Source organism: Brevundimonas sp. ABV4_179, from assembly GCF_056311945.1.
This window is the reverse complement of record NZ_CM149976.1, coordinates 2,621,365-2,646,468: the sequence shown is the minus strand read 5'-3', so window position 1 is coordinate 2,646,468 and position 25,104 is coordinate 2,621,365. Positions and strand designations below refer to the sequence as shown.

At 67.5% G+C, this 25,104-nt stretch carries 17 protein-coding genes and 1 tRNA gene; 9 read left to right on the top strand and 9 right to left on the bottom strand.

From position 1 onward, the window contains the following. Positions 1-34: 34 nt before the first annotated feature. Positions 35-1,537, top strand: a complete 1,503-nt coding sequence (gene gatB, locus ACYX4P_RS12855; protein ID WP_248116995.1) for an Asp-tRNA(Asn)/Glu-tRNA(Gln) amidotransferase subunit GatB — start codon at positions 35-37, stop codon at positions 1,535-1,537. 120 nt (positions 1,538-1,657) lie between these two features. On the opposite strand, the gene ACYX4P_RS12850 is transcribed toward gatB, so the two are convergent. Beyond that, positions 1,658-2,701, bottom strand: a complete 1,044-nt coding sequence (locus ACYX4P_RS12850) for an RcnB family protein (RefSeq protein ID WP_248116993.1) — start codon at positions 2,699-2,701, stop codon at positions 1,658-1,660. 157 nt (positions 2,702-2,858) lie between these two features. Further along, entirely contained in the window at positions 2,859-3,443 is a 585-nt protein-coding gene (locus ACYX4P_RS12845; protein ID WP_248116991.1) for an RcnB family protein, read from the bottom strand. A gap of 287 nt (positions 3,444-3,730) precedes the next feature. On the opposite strand from ACYX4P_RS12845, the gene ACYX4P_RS12840 reads away from it, so the two are divergent. Beyond that, positions 3,731-4,036: a sel1 repeat family protein gene (locus ACYX4P_RS12840; protein WP_248116989.1), complete on the top strand. Its 306-nt coding sequence runs from the start codon at positions 3,731-3,733 to the stop codon at positions 4,034-4,036. Positions 4,037-4,055: 19 nt separating this feature from the next. Here the strand turns inward: ACYX4P_RS12840 and ACYX4P_RS12835 are convergent, their stop codons facing one another. After that, positions 4,056-4,808: a polysaccharide biosynthesis/export family protein gene (locus tag ACYX4P_RS12835; protein WP_248116987.1), complete on the bottom strand. Its 753-nt coding sequence runs from the start codon at positions 4,806-4,808 to the stop codon at positions 4,056-4,058. Between the two features lie 122 nt (positions 4,809-4,930). Here ACYX4P_RS12835 and ACYX4P_RS12830 point away from each other — a divergent pair, with 122 nt between their 5' ends. Further along, the gene (locus ACYX4P_RS12830) at positions 4,931-6,370 is read left to right on the top strand and encodes a GumC family protein (RefSeq protein ID WP_248116984.1); all 1,440 of its coding nucleotides are present in this window, start codon (positions 4,931-4,933) and stop codon (positions 6,368-6,370) included. Between the two features lie 48 nt (positions 6,371-6,418). Further along, entirely contained in the window at positions 6,419-7,120 is a 702-nt protein-coding gene (locus ACYX4P_RS12825; RefSeq protein WP_248116982.1) for a P-loop NTPase family protein, read from the top strand. 7 nt (positions 7,121-7,127) lie between these two features. Here the strand turns inward: ACYX4P_RS12825 and ACYX4P_RS12820 are convergent, their stop codons facing one another. From ACYX4P_RS12820 to ACYX4P_RS12805, 4 genes are read right to left on the bottom strand one after another with little or no spacing between them, the layout of a single operon-like run. Next, positions 7,128-8,060 carry a glycosyltransferase family 2 protein gene (locus ACYX4P_RS12820; protein ID WP_248116980.1) on the bottom strand — a complete coding sequence of 311 codons (933 nt, stop codon included), beginning with the start codon at positions 8,058-8,060 and terminating at the stop codon, positions 7,128-7,130. Continuing rightward, positions 8,060-8,995 carry a glycosyltransferase family 2 protein gene (locus ACYX4P_RS12815; RefSeq protein WP_248116978.1) on the bottom strand — a complete coding sequence of 312 codons (936 nt, stop codon included), beginning with the start codon at positions 8,993-8,995 and terminating at the stop codon, positions 8,060-8,062. Before ACYX4P_RS12815 ends, ACYX4P_RS12820 begins: the two co-directional genes overlap by 1 nt. Further along, positions 8,992-10,437: a lipopolysaccharide biosynthesis protein gene (locus ACYX4P_RS12810; RefSeq protein ID WP_248117268.1), complete on the bottom strand. Its 1,446-nt coding sequence runs from the start codon at positions 10,435-10,437 to the stop codon at positions 8,992-8,994. The genes ACYX4P_RS12815 and ACYX4P_RS12810 overlap by 4 nt, the downstream gene beginning before the upstream one ends. An 11-nt stretch (positions 10,438-10,448) precedes the next feature. Next, positions 10,449-11,954: an exopolysaccharide biosynthesis polyprenyl glycosylphosphotransferase gene (locus ACYX4P_RS12805; RefSeq protein WP_248116976.1), complete on the bottom strand. Its 1,506-nt coding sequence runs from the start codon at positions 11,952-11,954 to the stop codon at positions 10,449-10,451. 125 nt (positions 11,955-12,079) lie between these two features. Between ACYX4P_RS12805 and ACYX4P_RS12800 the strand changes: the two genes are divergently transcribed. Both ACYX4P_RS12800 and ACYX4P_RS12795 read left to right on the top strand, forming a co-directional pair. After that, positions 12,080-12,171: transfer RNA gene (locus tag ACYX4P_RS12800), tRNA-Ser, on the top strand. Between the two features lie 204 nt (positions 12,172-12,375). Continuing rightward, positions 12,376-15,801, top strand: coding sequence for a trifunctional glycoside hydrolase family 18/polysaccharide deacetylase/glycosyltransferase family 2 protein (locus tag ACYX4P_RS12795; protein WP_248116914.1), 3,426 nt, complete (start codon positions 12,376-12,378; stop codon positions 15,799-15,801). A 5-nt stretch (positions 15,802-15,806) separates the two neighbouring features. Here ACYX4P_RS12795 and ACYX4P_RS12790 read toward each other — a convergent pair whose 3' ends face one another. Both ACYX4P_RS12790 and ACYX4P_RS12785 read right to left on the bottom strand, forming a co-directional pair. Beyond that, positions 15,807-17,138 carry a sigma-54-dependent transcriptional regulator gene (locus ACYX4P_RS12790; RefSeq protein WP_248116912.1) on the bottom strand — a complete coding sequence of 444 codons (1,332 nt, stop codon included), beginning with the start codon at positions 17,136-17,138 and terminating at the stop codon, positions 15,807-15,809. Further along, on the bottom strand, positions 17,138-18,967 hold the full coding sequence (locus ACYX4P_RS12785; RefSeq protein ID WP_248116910.1) for a sensor histidine kinase: 1,830 nt from the start codon (positions 18,965-18,967) through the stop codon (positions 17,138-17,140). Before ACYX4P_RS12785 ends, ACYX4P_RS12790 begins: the two co-directional genes overlap by 1 nt. 240 nt (positions 18,968-19,207) lie before the next feature. On the opposite strand from ACYX4P_RS12785, the gene ACYX4P_RS12780 reads away from it, so the two are divergent. The 3 genes from ACYX4P_RS12780 to ACYX4P_RS12770 all read left to right on the top strand — a co-directional run bounded on the left by ACYX4P_RS12780 (position 19,208) and on the right by ACYX4P_RS12770 (position 25,036). Then, entirely contained in the window at positions 19,208-20,563 is a 1,356-nt protein-coding gene (locus ACYX4P_RS12780; RefSeq protein ID WP_374323107.1) for a dicarboxylate/amino acid:cation symporter, read from the top strand. A gap of 70 nt (positions 20,564-20,633) precedes the next feature. Beyond that, positions 20,634-23,681, top strand: coding sequence for a TonB-dependent receptor domain-containing protein (locus ACYX4P_RS12775; RefSeq protein ID WP_312571458.1), 3,048 nt, complete (start codon positions 20,634-20,636; stop codon positions 23,679-23,681). A gap of 14 nt (positions 23,682-23,695) precedes the next feature. Further along, positions 23,696-25,036, top strand: coding sequence for a hypothetical protein (locus ACYX4P_RS12770; protein WP_248116906.1), 1,341 nt, complete (start codon positions 23,696-23,698; stop codon positions 25,034-25,036). Positions 25,037-25,104 lie beyond the last annotated feature (68 nt).

Here is a 25,104-nt window from a genome sequence, read left to right as displayed (position 1 = left end):
TTCTCGCCGCCGACGAGGGCGCTAGGACGGGCGCATGACCGACACTGTTTCGACCGCGAAAACGATCAAGGGCCGCACCGGCGATTGGGAAATCGTCATGGGGCTGGAAATCCACGCCCAGGTGGCGTCCAAGGCCAAGCTGTTCTCCGGGGCCGCAGTCGGCTTCGGCGCGGGACCGAACGAGCAGGTGTCGCTGGTGGACGCGGGCTTCCCCGGCATGCTGCCGACGCTGAACAAACACTGCGTCGAACAGGCGGTGAAGACGGGCCTGGGCCTTCGCGCCCAGATCAACAGGCGCAGCCAGTTCGACCGCAAGAACTACTTCTATCCCGACCTGCCGACCGGCTATCAGATCAGCCAGCTCTATTACCCCATCGTGGGTGAAGGCTTGGTCGAGGTGGAGGCCGAGGACGGCAGCTTCTTCAACGTCGGAATCGAGCGGCTGCACCTGGAGCAGGATGCGGGCAAACTGATCCACGACCTGTCGCCGACCGAAAGCTATGTGGACCTGAACCGGGCCGGAACCGCGCTGATGGAGATCGTGTCGCGTCCCGACCTGCGCACGCCGGAAGAGGCTGTGGCCTATGTGAAGAAGATCAGGACCATCCTGATCTACCTCGGCACCTGCGACGGGGACATGGAGAAGGGCAATCTGCGCGCCGACGTGAACGTGTCCGTCTGCCGTGCGGGCAACTACGACAAGTTCAAGGCCAGGGGCGATTTCAGCTACCTGGGTACGCGCTGCGAGATCAAGAACGTCAATAGCTTCCGCTTCATTTCTCAAGCGATACAGTATGAGGCGCGCCGCCAGATCGAGATTCTGGAGGACGGCGGTTCGATCACGCAGGAGACGCGCCTGTTCGATCCGACCAAGGGCGAGACGCGCTCGATGCGGTCCAAGGAAGAGGCGCAGGATTATCGCTACTTCCCCGACCCCGACCTGCTTCCGCTCGATCTGGAAGAGGCCTGGATCGCCGAGATCAAGGCGTCCTTGCCCGAGTTGCCGGACGACAAGCGCAAGCGTCTGATGGCCGACTATGGGCTGTCGCAATATGACGCCATCGTGTTGATCTCGGAGCAGGCCAAGGCCGATTATTTCGAGGCGGCGGCCAAGGGCCGCGACGCCAAGCTGGTGTCGAACTGGGTGACGAACGAGGTCTCGGCGCGTCTGGCCGCCGACGGCAAGGACTTCAGCGAAAACCCCCTGCCGGCGGCGCATGTGGCGCAACTGGTGGAGTTGATCGAGACCAACGTCATCTCGTCAAAGATCGCCAAGGAGGTGTTCGACCACGTCTGGAACGGCGAAGGCTCGCCGACCGACGTGGTCGAGAAGCACGGCCTGAAACAGGTCACCGACACCGGGGCCATCGAAAAGGCCGTGGATGAGATCATCGCCGCCAACCCCGACAAGGCGGCGGCCGTGGCCGAAAAGCCCCAGGCCATCGGCTGGTTCGTCGGGCAGGTCATGAAGGCCACAGGCGGCAAGGCCAATCCGGCGGCGGTCAACGACATCCTGAAGGCCAAGCTGGGCCTGTGACGACCAAGGTCGCGTGAACGGCGAAGGCCCCCGCAGATCGCTCTGCGGGGGCTTTTCAATAGGGGCCTTCTTAATGAAAGGCCCGGCAGCCGGGCTCAAGTCAGCAAGACCGGTTGGCGATCACCAGCGCCAGGCGTCGCGAACGACATCGATGATGTAGCCGTCGAATTCGTCGATCAGATACAGGGTGTTGTCGACCGAGACCCAACGTGTGCCGGGCGGCGGATAGCCCAGCCCATAAGTCCGCCAGTCCTGCAGCTGATAGCGCCAGAAGGCGTCAGGCAGATATTGCCCCACCGACCAACTCCGTCCCCAATAGGAACGTGGCACGCTGTAGTAGCCCCAGCCTGGCGCGAAGTAGAAGCCCGACCGGAAGCCGTCATAGCCCCGGAATCGGTTGTCGTTGCGCCACCAGTCGGCGCGACGTTCGCGATAGAAGTCGCGCCGCCAACGCTCGGCGTCGAACCGCTGACGGAACTCGCGGCGCAGACGTTCGCGGTCGCGGTCGTTGTTCCAGCCCGGGCGGGGGCGATCCGGCCGGTTCCAGCCATCGGGCCGGTCGGGGCGGTTCCAACCGCCATCTGGACGTCCAGGGCGCGGGCCGCCGGGGTTCGGACGATCTGGCCGGTTCCATCCCCCTTCGGGACGATCCGGGCGTCCGCCAGGACCGGGCCGGTCCGGTCTGTTCCAGCCGCCTTCCGGCCGGTCAGGGCGTTGACCGCCGGGTGTAGGCCGGTCCGGGCGCGGCGCACCGGCGTCGGGGCGATAAGGACGCGTGCCGCCCCCGTTGGGGCGGTCAGGCCTGTTCCAGCCGCCTTCGGGCCGTTCTGGTCGCGTGCCGCCAGGGTTCGGACGGTCGGGCCGGTTCCAACCGCCTTCCGGTCGGTCGGGCCGTTGGCCGCCGTTCGGCCGGTCAGGCCGGTTCCAACCACCCTCTGGCCGTTCAGGGCGAGGACCGCCAGCCTCGGGACGCGCGGGCCGCTCGAAGCGGGGCTGCGTCTCGCGAGTTATCGCGGGCCGGTCGGGGCGATCCGCGCGGCGATCTGGACGTTCACGGCGCGGCGCGGGCTGTTCCGTCGCATCCTGCGCCAGGGCTTGAAGTGGAGCGGCCAAGGGGCCGGCGACGCCGGCGATGGCGGTGAAAGCCATCAGAAGGCGTTTCATGGTCTTTGCGTTCCTGCACGCCGGTTTTCCGGCGGCTTGGGCAGACGATGCGGCCCTGTCGATGAACCCAGACTGAACATGGTTTTCAGCTGGCGGCCGCCAAGAAAAAAGCCCCGCAGACGACCGCGGGGCTTCTCGATACTCGCGTCAAACCGGCTCAATAGACGCCGGACATGACGCTGGCGATCAGGCCGGTGGCCACCGCGATCATCAGGATGTCGTTGCCGGCGTGAACATAGCGATAGCCGCGCGGCGCTTCGCGGAGGCCATAAACATAGGGATCGCGGACATAGTAGGTCCGATACTGCGACGGCAGATAGCCGCCGGTGCGCCAGCGGTAGCCATAGTAGCGCGGTTCGACCCGATAGTAGCCGTAGCTGGGCGCATACCAGTAGCCCGCGCGCGGACCGTTGTAGCCGCGGAAGTCGGCGCGGCCACGCCACCAGTCGCGATTGTTGCGATCCCAGCGGTCGCCGCGCCAATCGCGGCGGTCGTCGCGACGCTCGGCCCAATAGTCCCTGCGGTCATCACGGCGGTCGCGCCAGTAATCGCCGCGATTCGCGTATCGACCGTCGCGCCAGTCGCGACGATCATCGCGCCGCTCGTGGCGGAAGTCGCGTCGGTCGTCGCGTCGATCCTGGCGATACTCGCGGCGGTCGCGGTCCTGGGCCTGAACGAGCATCGGCACGGCCGTCGTCGACAGGGCGAGGGCGACGACGGCGGCCTTGGTGAGGCGGTTCATCAGAAGTGCTCCATTTCTGGGGCGGCCGACGAAGACGCCGGATCGACCCGTTGATGACCGCCAGCTTCGCCACTGGCGGCTGAATGCCTGCTGAATGGCGCAGTCAGGTTCTCAGAGCCGTTCGCAATCGGGTTTTTGAGCTGTGAATCACCGGGCGAGTATTCATTCCTGCTTTACTGAAAACCCCGCGTCACGCCGTTCGCCGTTAACTTTAACTTCAAACCGCCGGTATTTGATGAGGTCTCATGAGGCGGGTCCAGAACGGCGCCCGTTCAGGAGATACGGTGATGAACGCGCAAGAACTGGCGCATGATCTGCAAGCCCAGAACGACGGGCTGCCGCTGCCGACGCCGGACATGTCCGGCGACGACCTGTTCAAACTGGGCATGATGTATTCGGCTGGATCGGGCGGCTGCCCGATGGACCGGGTGTCGGCTCACATGATCTTCAACCTGGCGGCCATGAAGGGCTCGGTCGAAGCGCGCGTCTATCGCCGCGAGATGAGCATGGAGATGGAGCGCGAGGAGATCGCCGAGGCGCAAAAGGCCGCGCGCCGCTACATCGACCAGGGCGTGGTTCAGCTGGTCGCCTGACCCGCCAGGCGACAGCCCGTCAGAACTGGGCGAAGCCGTTTCCGCGCGTGCCGTTGATCGAATAGCTGAAGCCGATGGGCAGGGCGGCGCGGACCTGGGTGAAGAAGGCCGCGAGTTCGCCCAGGGTCGAGCGCGGCACGAACAGGATGTCGCCACGCCGCAAGGCCACGACCTCGCCCCGACGCGGCCGAAGATCCACGACGCGCATCATGCGCGATCCGCCCGGACCCCGACGGATCAACGCCACCTGGTCCGGTCGCGATGTTGGGGCGAATCCGCCGGCCTGGATGATGGCCTGATAGGCGTCCAACTCGCCCACCATCTCGAACACGCCCGGCGTGCGGACTTCGCCGTCCACCCAGACGCGGATCGGCCCTGCCTGGCGCAGGGTCACCTCGACCACCGGTCGGATCAGTTGGGACGCATAGGCGCCAACCAGGTTCTGTTGCAGTTGGGGCAGCGTCTGGTCCGCCGCCATGACCGACCCGATCAGCGGCAGGGCGATGCGACCGTCCGGCCCGACCTTGACCGTGCGGGTCAACTCGGACGCCGTGGGCGTCGCCACCTCGATCTCGTCGCCGGGATAGAGCAGATATTCCGGTTGGCGGTCCGTCCAGTCGGCGAAGGCCAGGCCGTTCAGATCGCGGTCTGGCGCCCGGCCGCCGTCGAATGACGAACGCGGCGCGCCCATGCCGCCCCCGCACGCCGCCAGCGACGAGGCGATAGAGGCCGAACCCAGGGTCAGCAGGAACAGGCGGCGATCTGTCGGCATGAGAATCGGTCGGCCCTTGAGCAGCGGTTGGAGGCAGGGTCGTCGGTTATGGGTAATCATCGGTTAACGCCGGTGGGCGAAGGGTGGCTGCAACAGGTCTTTCTAGGGATTCGGCGCGTTCGATGCGTTCCACGGCATACGTCACGGCAAGACCGCGCTACGGCGTGCTGGACGTGATCGGCCTGCTGTTTCGCGAACTGCTGCTGATGATCCTGGTCTTCGTCGTGATCCTGGGGCTGGGATTCGCGGCGGCGATGACCCTGAAGAAGAGCTACACCGCCACTGGATCGGTCTTCGCCGGCGTCGGCCAGGAATATGTCTATCAGCCGCGCGTGGGCACGGCGGAACGGGGACAGGCGCCGCAGGGCGACGAGGTCGCCAACTCCGAAGCCGCCATCCTGGGTTCCAGCGCCGTGCGCCAGAAGGTGGTCCAGGCCTTGGGCCCCGCCGCAATCCTGGGTGAAGCGCCGAAGGGCGGGGCGGAGAAGGCGCAGGCCGCCGCGACCAAGGCGATAGGCGGCGGCCTGGGCGTCGCCACGGCGCCCGGCAGCGCAGTGATCCATCTGACCTACAAGGCCGACGATCCCGAGCGCGCCGCGCGGGTGCTGAACGCCGTGATCGAACAGTATCTGATCTATCGCCGCGAAGTGTTCCAGGACAAGACGCCGGCCATCGCCAGCCAGCGCGTGGCCTTCGAGGACGAACTGGGCGATGCGGACCGGGCCTATGAGGCCTTTCTGACCTCCAACCAGATCGGCGACTTCGCGGCGGCCAAGGCCACGCTGGCGGCGACCTATCAGAGCGTATTCACCGACCGGATGTCGACCCAGAGCCAGCTGAACCAGACCAGCCAGAGGCTGAACACCCTGACGGCGCAACAGGCGGGAACGCCGGCCGAGGTCGCGCTGCAACAGGATCTGAACATCTCGGCTCAGGACCAGGTGCTGCAGCTGCGCACCGAGCGCGAACAGCTGTTGTCGCGCTATCAGCCCGACGCACAGCCGGTGAAGGACATCGAGGCGCGGATCAACCAGCTTCAGGCCTATGTCTCGACCGGAACGGCGGTGGGCGCCAAGGAAGTTCGGACAGGGCCCAACCCCGTCTGGACCGAGCTGGAAACCAACCGCATCAACACGCGCGCCGAGCGGGATTCGTTGGCGGCGCGCCTGTCGGTCCTGGATCGGCAGCTGAATGATCTTCGCGGCCGTCAGGCGCGACTCACGGCGCTGGAATCCGAGAATACGACCCTGGCCGGCAATCGCGAGGTTCTCAGCGCGTCGATCCGCGAGTTCCAGCAGCGCGAGACGCAGAGCCGGGCCGACAACGCCCTGGTCGCGGCGGGCGCCGACAACGTCACCGTCATCGAGCGCGCTCAGCCTCCGGCGACGGGCAAAAGCCTGAAGATTCCACTGCTGGCGGCGGTCTTCCTGTTCGCGGCCTTCACGGCTCTGTGCGTGGGTCTGCTGCGGGTCTTCACGCGGCGAGGCTTCACCACGCCGGCTTCTGTCGGCCGGACGCTGGACATGCCCGTCCTGGCCGTCGCCCCGGCGAAGGCGGGCTGACCGATGCCGTGCTAGGCTAGGGGTTCGAGGGAGCGCCTTGGCGATTCGATGGTCGATCTGACGTCTGAAATGGCGGGTTTGTGGGCCGCGCTGGGAACCGCGCCGGCGCACCGCGCGCGCGTCATCCAGTTCGCGGCCGCCGCGACCGGAGAGGGCGTCTCGACCGTCGCGCGCGAGTTCGCCCGTCTGGCGGCCGTGCGGGCGCGCAAACCTGTCTGGCTGATCGACGGCGATCTGGCGCAGCAGGGGCAGCTGGAGGCTGTGTCGGCCGAGCCGGATCGGTTCGGCCAGATCGGCAAGGCGGCCCAGGCCTCGCCCGACGGGTCGACGTTCTACGCCGTGACGCCGCGCGTGACGGGGCGCGACGGCAAACCTGTGCCGGACGCGCGCCTGATGACCGCCCGGTCGTGTCTGGGCGGCAGGCTGTGGGTGACCCACTTCCACATGGAGGCCTTGCGGTCCGGGCATCGGGTCGAGGCGTTGGGCGATCCGGGATACTGGGAGGCGCTGCGTCCCCATGCAGACACCATCGTCATCGATTCCCCGGCGGCCGACCGCAACGACATGGCCATCATCCTGGCCCCCTTCGTCGACACCACCGTACTGGTGGTCGCCGCCGAAAGCACGGCCGCCAGCGCGCCGGTGATCCTGCGCGACGAAATCGAGGCGGTGGGCGGGCGGATCGCCGGGGTGGTGATGAACCGCTCGACCTATCGCGTCCCCGGATTTCTGCAGCGTCTAACGGGGTGACGCTGGATCAGTCGGTGCGCGCCAGCATGGCCGCGCCGTACAGCTTCGGCTCGAAGCCCTTTGTCCAGAACACCTTGCCGAGGCCTCGGGCGCATCTGTCATAGGTTTCGGCCCGATCAGGACGGCGCAGCAGGAGGGAGACGAGCGACGCGACGCCCCAGATCGCCGTCTGAACGGCGCCGACCATCATCCACTTGACGACGCCCGGCCAATCACGACGGTCAGCCGCCATCTGGCTGGGGCTCTGACCATAGGCGAAGGCGCGGGTCAGGGCGTAGCGCAGGGTCGCGCGGCGCGGGGGGGCGAACTCGTCCACCCAAGCGCCTGCGGCCCAGCCGAAACGGCCGCCGCGCGCCATCAGGTCGGTGAACAGTCGGTCGTCCTCGCCGCCGGTCTCGTTCATGGCCACGTCGAATGGCGCTGCGCCGGGCAGGGCGGCCGCGCGCACCATCAGACTGTTGCCGCAGCCGTGGATATGATCGGTCAGGCCGGTGACATCCGGCCCGTCCCGGCCAAAGAACCGCTCCAGATAGGCGCTTGTCCAGCCGGTGTTTTCCGGCACGCGGCCCCGAATGGGACCGAACAGGACGTCGGCGCCGGTCTGGATCTGGGCGTCCAGCAGGGCCGCCAGCCAGCCGGCCGAGGCCGCTTCGTCATCGTCCAGAAAGGCGATCAGAGGCGCATCGGTCGCCGCTAGACCCACATTACGCGCCGTCGCCACCCCAGGAACAGGCGCATGAGCGTAGATCAGCGGGACTGGCGCGTCGGCCCGCAGCCGCTGCACCCCCGGAGCAGCCGAGCCGTCGGGATCATTGTCTGCGACCACGACGGCGGCGATGCGGTCCAGCGAACCGACCTGGGCGAAGACCGAGCGCAGAGCCCGCTCCAGACCTTCTGGCCGGCGCAGGGTGGGAATGATGACGGCGACGTCGGCGGCCATCAGATCGCATCCGCATAGACGGCGGCGCGGTAGAGCCTCAGCGCAAAGGCGCGAGCCTTTACAGGCAGGGCGGACGTCAGGGCGGCCTGTTTCATCGCCCGGCGAACCGCAGGCAGCAGCGGCATACGCTTCAAGGCCCGCGCGGCGCGATAGCTGGGGTAGGTCTGGACGATGGCGGGGTGCAGGTCGACGACGCGGGCGAAGTTGGTTGCGCCCTGGTCGAATTTGCGCGCCAGATCCTCAACCGTATCCAGGCCCATGTGCGTCGCGGGATTGTCGATATGAACGACGGCGAAGCGGCGCGAGACGCGCATGGCCCACTCCACATCCTCCCAACCCCAGCCGGTGAAGCCGGGATCGAAGGATTCGGCGGCGAAGACGTCGCGCCGCACCAGCAGGTTGGACGTATAGACGTATTTCTCGGGCGTTAGGGCGCGGGTCGCGGCCGGCACGCATTCTGACGCCGCCGACAGGGCGCGGTGAACGGCGAAGCGGGCGTCGGTCGGCGCCTGATCCAGCGAAAAGCCGCCAAAGGCCGCTGCCGGATCCGTCTCGGCGACCAAGGCGCGCCAGGTCTGAAGGAAGTGCGGCGTGTCGGGCCGCATGTCGCTGTCCAGAAATAGATAGGCCTGTCCGCGCGCGGCGGTGGTCAGGCGGTTGCGTCCCCGCGCGCGGCCTTCGTTGGCAGGCAGGGTGATCAGCCGAACCGGCAGGTGCGAGGCGTCGGCGGAAGTTTGAAGCCGATCGGTTAGGGGCGCGTCCGCCGTGCCGTCGTCCAGCAGGATCAACTCGACCGCGCCGTTCAAGGCATCCGCCTCTCGATCCAGCAGTTCCATCAGCGATTGAGGATCGTCTCTCAGAAAGGGGATCAGGACCGAAATCGTCGGTCGGGCGGTCGCCCAGGCGGCGTTGTCGTGGATGGCGGCCCCGGTCATGCGGCTGCCCCACGGCGCGCCTGGACCAAGCGTTTCAGCACATCGCGAACCCCGGCGGCGTTCAGCGCCAGGGCGGCGCCGGCATAGACCAGGCCGCCTATGCCGGCATCCAGGATCAGCTCAACCAGACCGCCCAGCGGCGGAAGCATCAGGACCACGGCGGCCATGACCGCTGACGCCAGGCCGCAGCGCGCCAGCGCGTCCCAAGGCACGGGCAGGGCGATGGCGCGACGGCTGAGCGCCAAACAGGCGATCAGACCTATGGCGAAGCTGGCGGCGGTGGCGATGGCGGCTCCCACCACCCCCAGTCTCGGAATCATCATCAGGTTCAGCCCGACGTTGCACAGCGCCGGGATGGCCATGGTGATCAGCAGCAACCCTGTCTTTTTGCCCAGGGTGAAGCCGAAACCGAAATAGTAGGCGATCAGCCCCGACAGAAAGGACGAGGCCGCTATCCACGGCGTGACCAGGGCGGCGGCGTCCCTGAGATCACGCCCGATCATCAGCTCCGCCATTGGTCGCGCGACCAGCGACAGGCCTACGGCGGCGGGCAGGCCGATCAGGATCAGGGTCGAACCCTGTTCCAGCGCCGTCTTGCGAAGCGCCTCGCGCCCGCCGCGCTCCAGCGCCATGACCATGGCCGGCGCGCCCGCGGCGCCCAACCAGATGAAGATGACGTCCAGCGTCCGGTTCGCCAGACTGTAGCTGGCGTGATAGGCGCCCACCGCCGCCGCATCCATGAAGGCGGCCAGCAGGAAACGGTCGGTCGAGGCCAGCACAAGCGCCAAGGTCAGGGACGCCGCGATCGGATAGCCATAGGCGGCGTAGGCTCGCAGCCGCGCGCCATCCACCGTTCCGCCCGTCGTCTGACGCAACTCTCCCGGCAGGATGAAGGGCAGGGCGAACAGAGGCGCGATGGCCAGGCCCAGCAGCGGCGAGGCCGCGCCGGCGCCCGCCAAGGCGAACCCCGCCCCAACCAGGAAGCCCAGCACGGCGACCAGGATGTCGACCCAGGCGGCCTTGGACACCTCACCCGCCGCGCGGAACCGCTCCTGGGCCAGCTTGGCCAGGTTGCGCACCGGCGCGCCCGCCAGACCGAAGGCGACCGCCACCTTGAACGCCGGCGTCAGCGGCGCCAGCCACACGACCAGGGCCGCGATGGGCATGAAGACGGCGATGATGGTGAAGGAGGTGCGATACAGGCTGGCGAAATGGGCCGCCAGACCCTCGGGCGTCCGCTCGGCCGCCCAGAACCGCGCCATCGACGCCTCCAGCCAGCTGAAGGTCACCGTATGGGCCAGGGTCGTCACCGAAAACGCCAGGGCGTAATGGCCGAAGTCGGCGGGGCTGAGTAGGCGCGTGAAGACATACAGGGTCAGGAAACCGACCACCCCCTGAACGATCTGGGCCGGCAGATAGCCCCAGACGCCGCGCCAGAACATGCGCTGCTCGCTCAACGCACGGCCGCCCGGTCGCCCAGCAGCACGGGGATGGTCACGGCTATGATCCATAGGTCCAGCCAGAAGGATTGGCGCTCGACATATTCGATGTCCAACTGCACGCGCTCGCGCACCTGGGCCTCGGTATCGACCGGGCCGCGCGATCCCCGGATGGCGGCCCAGCCGGTCATGCCGGGTTTGATGCGGCAGCGATGGGCGTATTCGGCGACCAGCAGGGCGGACTCGGTTTCTCCGGTCTTCATGCCGATGGCGTGGGGGCGCGGACCGACCAGGGACATCTCGCCCGACAGAACGTTGAAGATCTGGGGCAACTCATCCAGGCTGGTGGCGCGGATGAAGCGGCCCACGCGGGTCACGCGGTCGTCGTGCGCGCAGACCTGACGCGACGCCGTGGCGTCGGCGGCCGCATGGCGCATGGACCGGAACTTCCACACCACAATGCTCTCGTGATTGAAGCCGTGGCGACGCTGGCGAAAGAAGACGGGGCCGGGACTGTCCAGACGCACGGCCAAGGCGACCAGGGCCATGACGGGCGCCGCTGCAATCAGGGCCAGTCCGCCCACCAGCAAGTCCTGCATCCGCTTGTTGAAGGCGCGCCGGTCGTGGTCGGCGGGTCCGTCCAGCGCGGCCAGCGGCGCATTGGCCAAACGGTTCAACACGCCGTCGCGGCCCAGTTCCGAATCGACCAGAACCGTCAGCGGATTGGGCAGGGTCTGCAGACGTTGCATCAGATCGCGCACCCGCTGACCCGCCTCAGGATCTATGGCCAGAACGATCCGGTCGACATAGGGCATGATCCGATGCGTCATCAGGGCGTCGGCGTCCCCCAGCACCGGGACGCCGGCGACGCTTTGCGGCGCGCGCGCCAGCCGGTCGTCGAACACCCCCAGCACATTCATGTCGCGCCGTTCCAGCGCCTGTTCGATCAGGGCTTGGGCGTTTCGGGTCGCGCCGACAACGACGATATTGGGCGACAGGGCGCCTTGCCGTCGCCAACGGGCGATCAGACCCAGCCACAGGCCATGAAGACCGATCAGGCCGATGGCGACCGCAGCCGCCCAGGCGCCGACGAGGCTGAGATCATCGGTCCCAACCACCAGGCCTGCCAGCAAGGCGGCGCCTCCGGCGATCAGGCCGCACGCGGCGACGCCGGCTAGATGCAGAATCCACGTCGTCTTGCGTGCGAAACGATAAAGCTGAAACGCTCTCAGCGCCGCCAGCGCCGAGACCGAACCCAGCGCCAACGGGGCGATGTCGGCCATCGTCATCTCGCCCAAGGCGGCGGGGCGGGCGGCCAAGACCGCCGCCAGGGTCACGCCGATCACCACCAGGACATCGATCAGCCTGAAATAATGCGCCGACAAACGAACCGCCGAACGCTGGCGGGCGTTCAGCCAGACCTCGGGCCGGAACGGTCCCCGCGCAGCGCGGCCTTGGCGCTGCGCCCCGCGGACCTGGCCCGGCGCGCGGGCGGCGAGACTTTCGGGGCAGTCGAGCATCGGGGTCCAGGGTCGTTTGACGAAACGCCATTCTGCCGCTTCGGCCTCTATGTCGCGTTAACATGAAACCTTTCGCGCGAACCGGATTGCGCGACGCATCAGCCTCCGCTATCGACGCCCTCGCAGGAGACGTGGCCGAGTGGCTGAAGGCAACGGTTTGCTAAATCGTCGTACCGGGTAACCGGTACCGAGGGTTCGAATCCCTCCGTCTCCGCCATTTTTTCTCTCTTTCAAAAAAATGGACAGACAGCATTGCCGACGCAGGGCCGCGTCCACAATCGCGCCCTCGCGATCTGTCTGGACAACTGCGACGTGAAATTCCGCAGGCCCCGTCCCGGGCGCAGCTTCGCCCATATCCCGCCGTTCTTGATCGATATGCGACGACGTGACGCGGGATTGGCCGCGACGGGGTTGGGCTGAGATGACGTCGGACGCTTCTAAACCGCAGGGCGACGGGCCGGCGGTGTTTCTGGACGCGACGGGGCGTCGGGCGCGGCGGATGCGGATGGCCGCGCTGGCGGCGGCGATCGTCGCGGGGGTCGTGCTGGCGGGATTCGTGGCCAGTCTGATGATCCTGCCCAGTCTGACGGGTCTGTCGGTCGTGTCGCCTGCTGCGTCGGCGGCAGCCCATCGCACCCATGGGGCCGAGCGCGCCCTGTTGAACTACATCGCCCACCGACAGCGGCCGGCGAGCCGCGCGGCCTCGACCAATGGCGCGCCCATCGCCGGCGCCTGGTTCGCGCCGTGGGAGGACGGAGCGCTGGATTCCTTCGCGCGCCATGCGGGTGATCTGACCCATGTCTATCCGACCTGGATCGAGCTGCGTGACGACGGCGGCGATATCCTGACCAAGGACTGGGATCCGACGCGCAACCCCACCACCAAGCCGCTGATCGCGGCGGCTCGCGCGCATGGGGTCAAGATCGTGCCGGTGGTCGGCAACGCCACGGAAGGGCGTTTCGACGCCGGCCGTATCGACCGCATGCTGTCGCCGGCCAACGCACAACACGTCATGGATCAGCTGGTCGGCTTCGTTCAGGCCAACGGCTTCGCCGGTCTGCAGATCGACTTCGAACAGGTGACGCCGCAGCAGATCGAACGGCTGACGCCATGGCTGGCGCAGTTGCGCCAGCGGCTGCACGCCCAGGGGGGCGAGTTGTCCATCGCACTGGAAGTGGGGCTGAGCGATCACGACATCCGCGCCCTGTCCAGCGTCGTCGATTACGCCGCCATCATGGCCTATGACGAACACGGGGAAGACAGCCTGCCGGGCCCGATCTCTTCGGCCCTGTTTGTGGACAAGGCGTTGACGCGCTTCACCCAGCTTGTGCCTGCGGACAAGCTGATCCTGGGGATCGGGGCCTATTCCTATGACTGGCGCGATGGCGACCGTTCAGCCGAATCCCTGACCACGACGGCGGCGCTGGCGACGGCGCGCGGCTATCGGCCCGAGGACAATCCCGCCAATGTGGTCGATTTCGACCCCCAGGCTCTGCAGCCGACCTTCCGCTACACCGACGATCAGGGCCGCGCGCACGAGGTCTGGATGCAGGACGCCGCCTCGGTCGCCAACGCCATGACGATGGGCCGGGGCAGGGGGCTGCGCGGTGCAGCCCTGTGGGCCCTGGGAGAGGAAGATCCCGCCAGTTGGAAGGTGTTTGGGCGTCAGGCCGCGCCTGCGATCAAGGTGATCCCCGCGCTGGAGCACGTGGCCCTGACCCAGCAGATCGCCTTCACCGGCCAGGGTGAACTGCTGAACGTGATCGACACCCCCCATGCGGGCGAACGGCGCATCGCCGTCGACCCGGTCAGCGGCCTGATCAGCGACGAGGTCTGGACCCGTTGGCCCTCGGCCTGGACCGTGCGTCGCACCGGGGCGCCCGACCGCACCCTGGCCCTGACATTCGACGATGGCCCCGATCCCGAATGGACGCCCGAAATCCTGGATGTCCTGAAGGCCAAGGGCGTAAAGGCGACCTTTTTCATGATCGGCGGCAATGCGGCGGCCAACCCCGCCCTTGTTCGGCGTGTGCGTGACGAGGGCCATGAGATCGGCAACCACTCCTTCACCCACCCCAACATGGCCCATGTGGACGAGGAGCGGGTGCGGCTGGAGCTGACGGCGACGGACCGGGCGCTGGAAAGCATTCTGGGGCGTCAGGTCACCCTGTTCCGCCCTCCCTACAACGCCGACTCAGAGCCGGAGTCCTATGGCGAAATCCTGCCGATCGCGGTGGCGTCCAAGCTGGGCTATACGACGGCCGGCGAGTCCATCGACCCGAACGACTGGAACCTGAGCCGCCCCAACCCCGATGGCGGCACGCACCGCCTGCGGCCCGACGAGATCGTGGCGGACGTGCTGGCCCAGGCCGATGCAGGCCACGCCATCCTGCTGCACGACGCCGGGGGCGACCGGTCCGCCACGGTCAAGGCCCTGCCGGTGCTGATCGACGCCCTGCGCGCGCGCGGCTATCGCCTGACGACCATCGGCGGCCTGGTCGGGCGCACCCCGGATCAGACCATGCCGGCCCTGCCGAAGGGCGAGCGGTCGCTGATCGCGGCGGATTCGGCGGCGTTCGGCTTCTCGCACGCGGTCGGGGTTGTGCTGTTCGTCGGCTTCAACCTGGCCATCGGCCTGGGCCTGGCCCGGATCGTGCTGATGCTGGCGCTGGCGTCGCGGCGCAGGCGCCGGGCAGAGCCGCTGGATCTGGCCGCGCCAAGGCCGCGCGTGGACGTGCTGGTCGCCGCCTACAACGAGGCCACGGTGATCCGTCGGACCATAGACAGCCTGTTGTCCAGCCGCGACGTCGACGTATCGGTCATCGTGGTCGACGACGGTTCCAGCGACGGCACCTATGATGTGGTGAAGGCGGCCTTCGGCGACGATCCGCGCGTTCGGCTGAAGCGGAAGCCAAACGGCGGCAAGGCCTCGGCCCTGAACCTGGCGCTGACGGAGGCCGCGGCCCCGGTGGTGGTGGGCGTCGACGCCGACACCCAGCTGTCCGGCGACGCCCTGGCGAAACTGGCCGCCTGGTTCGCCGATCCCAAGGTTGGGGCCGTTGCGGGCAATGTGAAGGTCGGCAACCGCAGCAACCTGGTCACGCGCTGGCAATCCATCGAATACATCACAAGCCAGAACATCGACAGGCGGGCGCTGGCCCTGCTTAATGCGGTGACTGTGGTGCCGGGCGCCATCGGGGCCTGGCGCGCCGAGGCGTTGCGAAGCCTGGGCGGCTACCGCTCCGATACCCTGGCCGAGGACATGGACCTGACCTGGCGGGTGCGCGAGGCGGGCTGGGTCATCGCCAACGAGCCGACCGCCCTGGCCTTCACAGAGGCGCCGTCGTCGCTAGGCGGTCTTTTGAAGCAGCGCTTCCGCTGGAGCTTCGGCACCCTGCAATGCCTGTGGAAACACCGGCGCTCGACGTTCCGGCACGGCTGGTTCGGCGGGCTGGCCTTGCCCAGCCTGTGGCTGTTCCAGATCGTTGGCCAGGTGCTGGCGCCGCTGATCGACCTGCAGCTGGCGGCGGCGATCTTGATGCAGGGCCTGGCCTGGCTGGCGGCGGCGCAGCACGCCGATGTGGACGCGGCGCCCAATCCGACCCTGTGGTTCACCCTGGGTGTCTATGTCGCCTTCACCCTGCTGGAGCTGGCGGCGGGCTGGGTCGCCTTTGGCTTTGATCGGGAAAAGCGCGGCGACCTGTGGCTGCTGCCCACCCAGCGGTTTGTCTATCGCCAGATCATGTATGTGGTCGTCTGGCGCGCGTTGGAGCGGGCCCTGTCCGGCCTGGGCCAGACCTGGGGCAAGCTGAAGCGCACCGGAGACGTTCAGGCGCCGGCCGGCTGAAGGTGCTAGCGGAAGGCGGCCGGCTTCAGGCCGTGGCGGGCCAGCTTGTCGTAAAGCGTCTTCCGCGGAACACGCATCTCGGCCAGGACGGCGGCGATGTCGCCCTGGTGGGTCTGTAGGGCGTCGCGCAACAGTTCCGCTTCGAACCGGTTGAGGCGGTCGGGCAGGCTGAGGCCGTCGTCGGCCGGGCGCGCGGCGTCGTCCAGCGACAGGGCGACCCGCTCGGCGAAATGGGCCAGTTCGCGGATGTTTCCGGGCCAGTCGGCCTCGACCAGGCGACGACGCACGCTGTCCGAGACGGCGGGCGGCTCGATCCCATGACGGTCGGCGGCGCGGCGCAGGAAGTGGGCGAACAGCAGGGGAATATCCTCGCGCCGTTCGCGCAGCGGCGGCACGCGCAGTCGCACCACGTTCAGCCGGTAATAGAGGTCTTCGCGGAAGGTCCCGGCGCGCGCGCCGGCCTCCAGGTCGATCTTTGACGAAGCCAGCACGCGCAGATCCAGGGCGCGCGGCTCGTTGGCGCCGATGGGATGGACCTCGCGCTCCTCCAGCACCCGCAACATCTTAACTTGGACGGCCAGCGGCATGCTCTCGACCTCGTCCAGAAACAGCGAGCCGTTGTGGGCGCGTTCCACATGGCCGACACGGCGACGCAGGGCTCCGGCGAAGGCGCCCAGCTCATGGCCGAACAGCTCGCTTTCGATCAGGCCGTCGGGCAGGGCGCCGCAGTTGACGGCGACGAAGGGCGCCAGCCGACGCCGCCCGCCGTTGTGGAGGGCGCGGGCGACGGCCTCCTTGCCCGTGCCGGTCTCGCCCTCGATCAGCACGTCCATGCGGGCGTCGGCGATCTGGGCGATGGTGGCGCGCAGGGCGGTGATGGCGCGCGAGGCCCCGGCCAGCGGCAACTCCTGACCGCTGTCGGAGGCCATGGCCAGGAGGCGGCGGTTCTCCAACACCAGGCCCCGCTTCTCCAGCGCCCGGTTCAGGCTGTCCTGCAGCCGTTCGAAGGGAAAGGGCTTGGCCACGAAGTCATAGGCGCCGGCCTGCATGGCCGCGACCGCATCGGCGACGTCGCCATGGCCCGTGATCATGATGACCGGAAGGGCCGCGTCCAGCGCCTGAAGCCGATCCAGCAGCTGCCGCCCGTCAAGACCGGGCATCCGCAGGTCGGTCACGACCACGCCTGGAAAGTCCGCATCGACAGCCTTCAACGCCGCTTCGGCGCTGGCGAAGGCATGGACGTCCAGACCCTCCAGCGTCAGCCGCCCGACCAGGGCCTGGCGGAAATCGGCGTCGTCCTCGATCAGGGCGACGGCGGTCAGGCGGGCGAACTGCATCAGGCGATCCTCAGGGTGGCGACGAAGGCGGCGCCTTCGCTGGTGTCGGCCAGATCCAGTTCGCCGCCGAACCCGGCGACCAGATCGCGGCAGATGACCAGACCCAGGCCCAGGCCGTTGGCGCGGGTGGTGATGAAGGGGGTGAACAATTGGGCGCGAACCTCGGCGGGCACGCCCGGCCCGTTGTCGGCCACGATCAGGCGCACGCGATCCTCCGATCGCTCCACCCGCAGCGTCAACCGGGCGCCGGGACGCCCCTCCAACGCCTCGGCGGCGTTCTTGACCAGATTGACGATGACCTGCTCCAGGCGGAAGCGGTCGGCGCGCACGGCCACGTCGGCGTCGCCTTCGCGAACCAGAACGACGCCGCCCTCGTCCAGGCGGCCGCGCGTCAGCAGCAGGGCCCCGTGGATGGCGTCCTCCAACCGCACCACGCCGATCTTGGGGTCGGTCTTGCGCGAGAAGGTGCGCAGGTTCTCGGTGATCGACCCGATCCGCTGGGTCAAATCGCCGATGCGCGACAGGGCGGTGCGCGCCGTGGCCGCGTCCTGACGATCCAGCAGGATGGCGGCGGTTTCAGCCTGGGTCTGGATGGCGGCGACCGGCTGGTTGATTTCATGGGCCACGCTGGCCACGATCTGGCCAAGGGCGGCCAGTTTGCTGGCCTGCACCAGTTCGTCGCGCAGCAGTTCGCGAGCCGCCTCGGCGCGTCGGCGTTCCTCGATCTGGCCGCTGAGGGCGACGTTGGCGTCGCTGAGTTCGCGGGTGCGTTCGTCGATGCGCCGCTCAAGCTCGTGCCGGGCGTCCTCCTCGGCGCGGGCCCGGACCAGGGCCTGGTGACGTCGGCGCAGCAGGAACGCGATCAGCCCCGCCAGCAGGGTCACAATCAGGGCCGCCAGGGCGCGGGCGCTGGCTACGGCGGCTTCGACCGCGCCGCGACTGGGCGAAAGCAGGTGCAGGGTCCAGCCCGGCGTGTCGGTCCCGACGGCGGCGTGCATCCAGCGCTGCTCTCCGCCGATGGGCGCTGTCCGCATCAGACGCGGCTGGTCGTCCGGCGGCGTATCGAAGGGCAGGGGACGCAGCGCCTCGGCGCGAAGCGTCTGGCCGGTCAGGGTCAGGCGACGGCGCGTCTCATCCAGAGGGTCGAGCGTTCTGAACCGCCAGTCCGGGACGCTGGTGATCAGGACGACGCCGGCTGGATCGACGACATAGGCCGGTTCGCCCGACGCACGCCATTCGGCCTCCAGCGCGTCGAACTCCACCTTCACAACAACGACGCCCAGCGGCCGGCCATCGGCGGCGTCCACGCGCCGGGCCAGATAAAGACCCGGCCGGCCGGACACGGTGCCCAGGGCGAAGAATTCGGCCTGGCCGCTTCTCATCGCATTGATGAAATAGGGCCGGAAGCCGTAGTCGGCGCCGACGAAACTGGTCGCCAGGCGCCAGTTGCTGGCCGCGCGCGTGCGCCCGCCTGCGTCGATGACATAGATCGCCGCCGCACGGGTCTGACGCGCCAGACCCTCCAGCTTCGCATTGACCGGATCGGCGGCGTTCGCGCGCGATCTTAGCAGGTTTGCTATGTCCGGATCGCCGGACAGGGCTAGTGGCAGGGAGCGGTGCTTCTCCAGTTCGCTACGGAGCACGGCGGCATGAAGCGCCGCCGCCGACTGCGCCTGACGCGCCAACTCCGCCTGCGCGCCACGACGCGCCGCTTCGCCTGTCGCCAACGCGGCGAAGACGGCGGCCGCCAGCCATGCGGCCAGCGCCAGCCGAAGAGGCTTTCGTGAGCGCTTGCGGCATTCCACACCAACTGAGGCTGAGGACGTCATGATGGCGACTGTGCGGATAATCGCACTGTGATGCTAGTCGTCCGCGCGAAATATCGCACGATAGCCGGTGACACTGTCGTGGGCTTCGCCTTATAGCTCAATAAAAACAACAAAATGGCCCATCATCATCGTGCAGCTTTGCATCGATGGCGGCATGGGGAATGGTCTGGCGGACCGGAGCGCGGCGAAGATCGCGCCCATCGAGGAGACTGCGGCCTGGCCGCACATCAGGAGCCATTCGTGATCCCAGTCCCATCAGAGACCGCGCCGGTCGTGCGCCGGCCGTTCTATCGGCATCTGTACTTCCAGGTGCTGATCGCCATCGCATTGGGTGCGCTGATCGGCCATTTCTGGCCCGAGTTCGGCGAGAGGCTGAAACCGTTGGGCGACGGCTTCATCAAGCTTGTGAAGATGGTCATCGCACCGGTGATTTTCCTGACCATCGTGACCGGCATCGCCGGGATGCGCGACCTCGGCAGCGTCGGGCGCGTGGCGGCCAAGGCCTTCGCCTATTTCCTGGTCTTTTCGACCCTGGCCCTGATCGTGGGCCTGATCATCGCCAACATCGTGCGTCCCGGCCAAGGGCTGAACATCGATCCGGCGACGCTGAACGCGGGCGCGGTCGAACAATACGCCGCCGCCGCCCATGAGAGCACCATCGTCGGCTTCCTGATGGGCGTCATTCCCGACACCCTGGTCAGCGCCTTTTCAACCGGCAACATCCTGCAGGTGTTGTTCGTCTCCATCCTGTTCGGCGTCTCCCTGGCGCTGATCGGCGAGCGCGCCCAGCCGGTGCTCGACCTGTTCGAGACGCTGAGCGTGGCGGTGTTCAAACTGGTGGCCATCGTCATGAAGGCGGCGCCCATCGGGGCGTTCGGGGCGTTCGCCTTCACCATCGGGGCCTATGGCATCGCCTCCATCGCCAATCTGGCGGCGCTGATCGTGACCTTCTACGTCACGGCCATCATCTTCGTCGTCGGCGTGCTGGGGCTGGTGGGCATCGCCAACGGATTCTCGATCCTGAAGCTGATCCGGTATCTGAAGGAAGAACTGCTGCTGGTTCTGGGCACGTCCAGCTCCGAGGCCGCCCTGCCCAGCCTGATCTCGAAGATGGAGCGCGCGGGCGCTGCCAAGTCTGTCGTCGGCCTGGTGGTCCCCACCGGCTATTCGTTCAATCTGGACGGCACCAACATCTATATGACGATGGCGGCCCTGTTTATCGCCCAGGCGCTGAACATCGACCTGACCATCTGGCAGCAGATCACGCTTCTGCTGGTCGCCATGCTCAGCTCGAAGGGTGCGGCGGGTATCACGGGCGCCGGCTTCATCACCTTGGCGGCGACCCTGTCGGTCGTGCCGGACGTGCCGGTCGCCGGCATGGCGCTGATCCTGGGCATCGACCGTTTCATGAGCGAGTGCCGGGCCCTGACCAACTTCATCGGCAACGCCGTGGCCACCATCGTGGTGGCCCGCTGGGAGAACGCGCTGGATCGCGACGCCCTGGCCGCGGCGCTGAATGGACAACCCCAACCCATCGCCGTCGGCCCCGATCCGGCGGCCGGGCCGGGAGACGATCTGGTCCTCGCCAAGGACTAAAGGCGCGAGGACGACAACCAACAGGAGACGGGACCGTCGATCAACGACGGCCCAGGAGGAGGAAACAGGAATGACCAGACACTCGAAATTCGCCCTGCTGGCGACCACGGCTTCGGCTGTGACGCTGATGGCCGCTGGCGGCGCCTGGGCGCAGGCCGAACCGATCGCCGCCGAAGGGCCTGCTCAGGTCGATGACATCGTCGTCGTCGGCACCAACATCCGCGGCGCCCGCACCACGGCGGCCCTGCCGGTGGTGGTCGCGGACCGCGAGCAGATCGAGGCCACCGGCGCCTCGACAGGCGACGAACTGCTGCGCACCATTCCGCAGATGGGGGATGTTCAGTTCGACAGCTCCAGCGGCGCCCAGACCTCCAACTCGGCCCGTGGCGACGTGAACTCGGTCAATCTGCGCTCGCTGGGCGTGGGCAACACTCTGGTCCTGTTGAACGGCCGCCGCGTGGTGCAGCACCCCACCAGCCAGGGCACGTCCGACACCGGCACGGTGCCGGTCCTCAGCTACAACTCCAACGCCATTCCGGTTGCAGGTCTGGAGCGTCTGGAGGTGCTGCTGGACGGCGCCGCCGCCATCTATGGCGCGGACGCCGTGGCGGGCGTGGTCAACACCGTGCTGCGCGACAACATCGACGGGCTGTCCATCAGCGCCCGTTACGGCGGCGCCGAGGGCACGCAGATGCGCGACTTCGAAACCAACCTGTTCGCGGGCAAGAATTTCGATCGCGGCAACCTCTCGATCTTCGCCAACTATGCCTCGCGCTCTGCGCTGTGGGCGTCGGATCAGGACTTCACCCGCTCTGACGACATTCGCGACCTGTTCGCGGGCTATCCTGATTTCGCGGGTGTGCAGACGCTCGATGGTCGATCATCGAACACCCCGTGGGCGCGCCTGTCGGTTGGGGCGCGATCTGCGATCCGTTCGAACGGGGCGGCGGTGACAAATGCGCAGGGCGCCTTCCGCTATCAGCCGACCAGCTTCGGCTGCGGCGTCAGCGTCGGCAACGACATCTGCATCGCCAGCGGGAACCATGCGTTCAACACCACCAACCGCGATATGCGCTACGACACCCGCGTCGGCACCACGGTGCGGCCATCCGTCGAACGGATGAACGTCTTCCTGACGGGGCGTTACGACATCACGCCTGACGTCGAGGCCTTTGGCGAGATCGGGTACTACAGCGCCAGCAGCCGCGCGGTGCAGCCGCCGGTGGTGAATCTGAACCAGATCTGGATTCCCGCCAGCAACTACTACAACCCGTTCGGTCCTGTTCGCTTCGCCGATGGCGCGCTGAATCCCAATCGTCTGCCCGGCCTGACGGGCGTGCCGACGGGCGGCCTGCCCGTCCTGCTGACCAACTATCGGTTCGTCGACACCGGATTCCAGATCGTCAAGGTCGACAACTATCAGGCGCGCCTGTTGGGCGGGCTGCGCGGCGAGTGGCGCGGCTTCGACTGGGAGACGGCGTTGCTGTATTCTGAAGCCAAGGCGACCGACAGTTCGCCCAACATCAATATGACGGCGCTGCAGAAGCAGTTGGCCCTGTCCACCCCGGACGCCTACAATCCGTTCGGCGGCGGTTGCGTGACCACCACTAGCTATGGAGATTGCTCGCCCAGTTCGCAGGCGGCGATCGACGCCATCGTCTTCGACATGCGCCGTGTGTCCAAGACCACCCTGAGCCTGGCCGACTTCAAGCTGTCGCGCGGCGATCTGTTCAACCTGCCCGCCGGGCCGGTGGGCATGGCCTTCGGGCTTGAAGCGCGTCGCGAGACCCAGAGCGACGACCGCGACGCGAATCTGGACGGAGCCTATACCTTCACCGATATGGTGACGGGCGAGAAGAACGCATCGAATGTCTCGGCCGTCAGCCCCAACCCGGACACGAAGGGCAGCCGCAACGTCTTTTCGACCTATATCGAGTTCGCGGTGCCTGTCATCTCGCCCGAGATGAACATCCCGCTGGTCCAGCGCGTCGATCTGCAACTGGCCGGTCGCTATGAACACTATTCGGACTTCGGCTCGGTCGCCAAACCCAAGATCGCCGCGGCCTGGGATGTGATCGACGGCGTGCGTGTTCGCGGGTCCTATTCGCAGGGCTTCCGCGCGCCGAACCTGGAACAGACCAACGCCACCGAGTATGGCCGTCTGGCCAGCGGCGTGGACTATGTGCGCTGCGAAGCCGATCTGCGCGCGGGACGCATCAACAACTTCGCGGATTGTTCGCGGCCGTTGTCCAGCGTCTCGCTTCTGGTCGCGGGCAACCCGGATCTGGAGCCGGAAGAGAGCACCAACTCATCGTACGGGCTTGTGCTGCAGCCGCATTTCATCCCGCGCCGCTTCGGTGAGTTCACCTTCACCATCGATCGCTGGCGGATCGAGCAGCAGAAGATCGTCGGCCTCCTGGGCGCCCAGACAGCCGTCGCGCTGGACTATCTGTACCGTGTGCAGGGCCAGACCAATCCTCTGGTGAACCGCCGTGCGCCGTCGCTGGAGGATATCCAGCTGTTCGATGGCACCGGCCTGGCGCCCGCAGGCGATGTGGTCTCGATCAACGACCGCTTCATAAACCTGCAACCGCAAACGGTCAGCGGTCTGGACCTGGCGATGAACTGGTCGCTGCGCCGCACGCGCTACGGCACTTTCATCGTCAATGTGAACGCCTCCAAGCTCGAGAAATTCACGCGCGACCCCGGCGACATCGTCAACGAGCTGTTCGCCGCGCGCGCCGCCGGCACGATCAACGCCGGTACGACCCTGCCGGACCCCAGCCAGCTGATCGGGCAGAACGGGAGGCCCGAATGGCGGGTCAACGCCAGCCTGACCTGGCGCAAGGGCCCGTGGCGTGCGGGCGCATCCAGTCAGTATGTCAGCGGGTTTGAACAGGCCAGCCTGCTGGGACGCTCCGGCTCGCCGTGGGAGGTCGACGGCCGCCAGACGATCAACGGCTATGTCGACTACGCCTTCCCCGATGAGACACGTGTCCGTCTGGGCGCACGCGACCTGACCAATGAAGGTCCGCCGCTGGCCGACAACGGCTATCGCGGCACGGTGCACAGCCCGTGGGGCCGCTACTGGTACGTCAACGTCTCCAAGACGTTCTGAGGAAGGTCGGCGCGATGAAGGTTCTTGCTGTTCGGACCCTGGCGGCCCTGGTCGCCGCAGTCGTCGCGCCGGCCACGTCGTCGCTGGCGGCGTCCGTCGCCGCCGATCCCGTGCCGACGACGGCGACCTGTCCCGACTTCCTGCCCGCCGAAACGCGGTGTTGGACGGGCAGGGCGGCCAAGGGGGGCTTTTACTGGATCGCCGTTCCCAAGACCTGGAACGGCGCCCTGATCGTTCACGCTCACGGCGGGCCGCGCACCGGTGCCCCGGAAGCGAACGATCCGCTGGAGGATCTGGAGCGGTTCTCCATGACCGTTCAGGAAGGCTTCGCCTGGGCTGGATCGACCTATCGTCGCGGCGGCTATGGCGTGCGGATGGCGGCCGAGGACACGGACGATCTGCGCCAGATCTTCTGGGACGCCTTCGGCCGGCCGCGCCGCACCCTGCTCCACGGTCAGTCCTGGGGCGGAAATGTCGCGGCTAAGGCGGCTGAACTCTATGCCCGCGACGCCGAGGGGCGGGGGGTCTGGGACGGCGTGGTCCTTACCAACGGCGTGATCGGCGGGGGCACGCGCACCTATCGGTTCCGCGCCGATCTGAGGGCCGTCTATCAGTTCTACTGCCGCAACCATCCGCGCCCGGACGAAATGCAATATCCTCTGTGGCAGGGCCTGCCGGCGGACAGCAACATGACCCGCGCGCAACTGGCCGAGCGGGTCCGGACCTGCACGGGCGTCGGCCTGCCGGAAGCCCGGCGCACCGCCGAGCAGAAACGCAATCTGGCCGACATCCTGGACGTGACCGGCATCCGCGAGGACCAGTTGGTCGCGCACCTGGCCTGGGCCACCTTCCTGTTCCGCGACATGGTGCAACGCCGGCTGGACGGGCTGAACCCGTTCGACAACAGCCGGACAGTCTATCAGGGCTCGCATGACGACGCGGCGCTGAACGCCGGGGTGACGCGATTCATGGCCGATCCGATGGGCGTTGCGCGCCTGGCTTATGACGCCGATCTCAGCGGTCTGATCGCGGCGCCGACCCTGACAATCCACGCCAAGAACGACCCGACGGCCTTTGTGTCGAACGAGGCGCTTTATCGCGATACGGTCGCCGCCGCAGGTCGGTCCGACCTGCTGGTTCAGACCTTCACCGACGAGGATCAGCACAGCCGTCTGGCGACCCCGGAATATGTCGGCCTGTTCCAAGCCATGATGCGTTGGCTGGACGATGGGGCGAAGCCGACGCCGGCCAGCGTCGCGGTCCTGTGTCAGGCGGCGGCGCCGCGTTATGATGGCGGCTGCCACTTCGACCCGGACTTCCATCCCTCCACGGACGTCGCGTCGCCTCGTCGGTAGGCGGATCAATCGTCGCCGATGTGTCTTCGCCACGTTGCGAAGACGACGCGGCGGCGTCGTTCGGCCGA

Coding starts and splice junctions, on each gene's coding strand:
- ACYX4P_RS12820 (WP_248116980.1), bottom strand. CDS start 8,060: ATGGCCGCCGACGTCGCCGTCATCATTCCCACCCTGCGCCGGCCAGAA.
- ACYX4P_RS12845 (WP_248116991.1), bottom strand. CDS start 3,443: ATGAACCGCCTCACCAAGGCCGCCGTCGTCGCCCTCGCCCTGTCGACG.
- ACYX4P_RS12825 (WP_248116982.1), top strand. CDS start 6,419: ATGGTCGATCTGACGTCTGAAATGGCGGGTTTGTGGGCCGCGCTGGGA.
- ACYX4P_RS12775 (WP_312571458.1), top strand. CDS start 20,634: ATGACCAGACACTCGAAATTCGCCCTGCTGGCGACCACGGCTTCGGCT.
- ACYX4P_RS12830 (WP_248116984.1), top strand. CDS start 4,931: ATGCGTTCCACGGCATACGTCACGGCAAGACCGCGCTACGGCGTGCTG.
- ACYX4P_RS12850 (WP_248116993.1), bottom strand. CDS start 2,701: ATGAAACGCCTTCTGATGGCTTTCACCGCCATCGCCGGCGTCGCCGGC.
- ACYX4P_RS12770 (WP_248116906.1), top strand. CDS start 23,696: ATGAAGGTTCTTGCTGTTCGGACCCTGGCGGCCCTGGTCGCCGCAGTC.
- ACYX4P_RS12805 (WP_248116976.1), bottom strand. CDS start 11,954: ATGCTCGACTGCCCCGAAAGTCTCGCCGCCCGCGCGCCGGGCCAGGTC.
- gatB (WP_248116995.1), top strand. CDS start 35: ATGACCGACACTGTTTCGACCGCGAAAACGATCAAGGGCCGCACCGGC.
- ACYX4P_RS12790 (WP_248116912.1), bottom strand. CDS start 17,138: ATGCAGTTCGCCCGCCTGACCGCCGTCGCCCTGATCGAGGACGACGCC.
- ACYX4P_RS12835 (WP_248116987.1), bottom strand. CDS start 4,808: ATGCCGACAGATCGCCGCCTGTTCCTGCTGACCCTGGGTTCGGCCTCT.
- ACYX4P_RS12810 (WP_248117268.1), bottom strand. CDS start 10,437: ATGTTCTGGCGCGGCGTCTGGGGCTATCTGCCGGCCCAGATCGTTCAG.
- ACYX4P_RS12795 (WP_248116914.1), top strand. CDS start 12,376: ATGACGTCGGACGCTTCTAAACCGCAGGGCGACGGGCCGGCGGTGTTT.
- ACYX4P_RS12785 (WP_248116910.1), bottom strand. CDS start 18,967: ATGACGTCCTCAGCCTCAGTTGGTGTGGAATGCCGCAAGCGCTCACGA.
- ACYX4P_RS12815 (WP_248116978.1), bottom strand. CDS start 8,995: ATGACCGGGGCCGCCATCCACGACAACGCCGCCTGGGCGACCGCCCGA.
- ACYX4P_RS12840 (WP_248116989.1), top strand. CDS start 3,731: ATGAACGCGCAAGAACTGGCGCATGATCTGCAAGCCCAGAACGACGGG.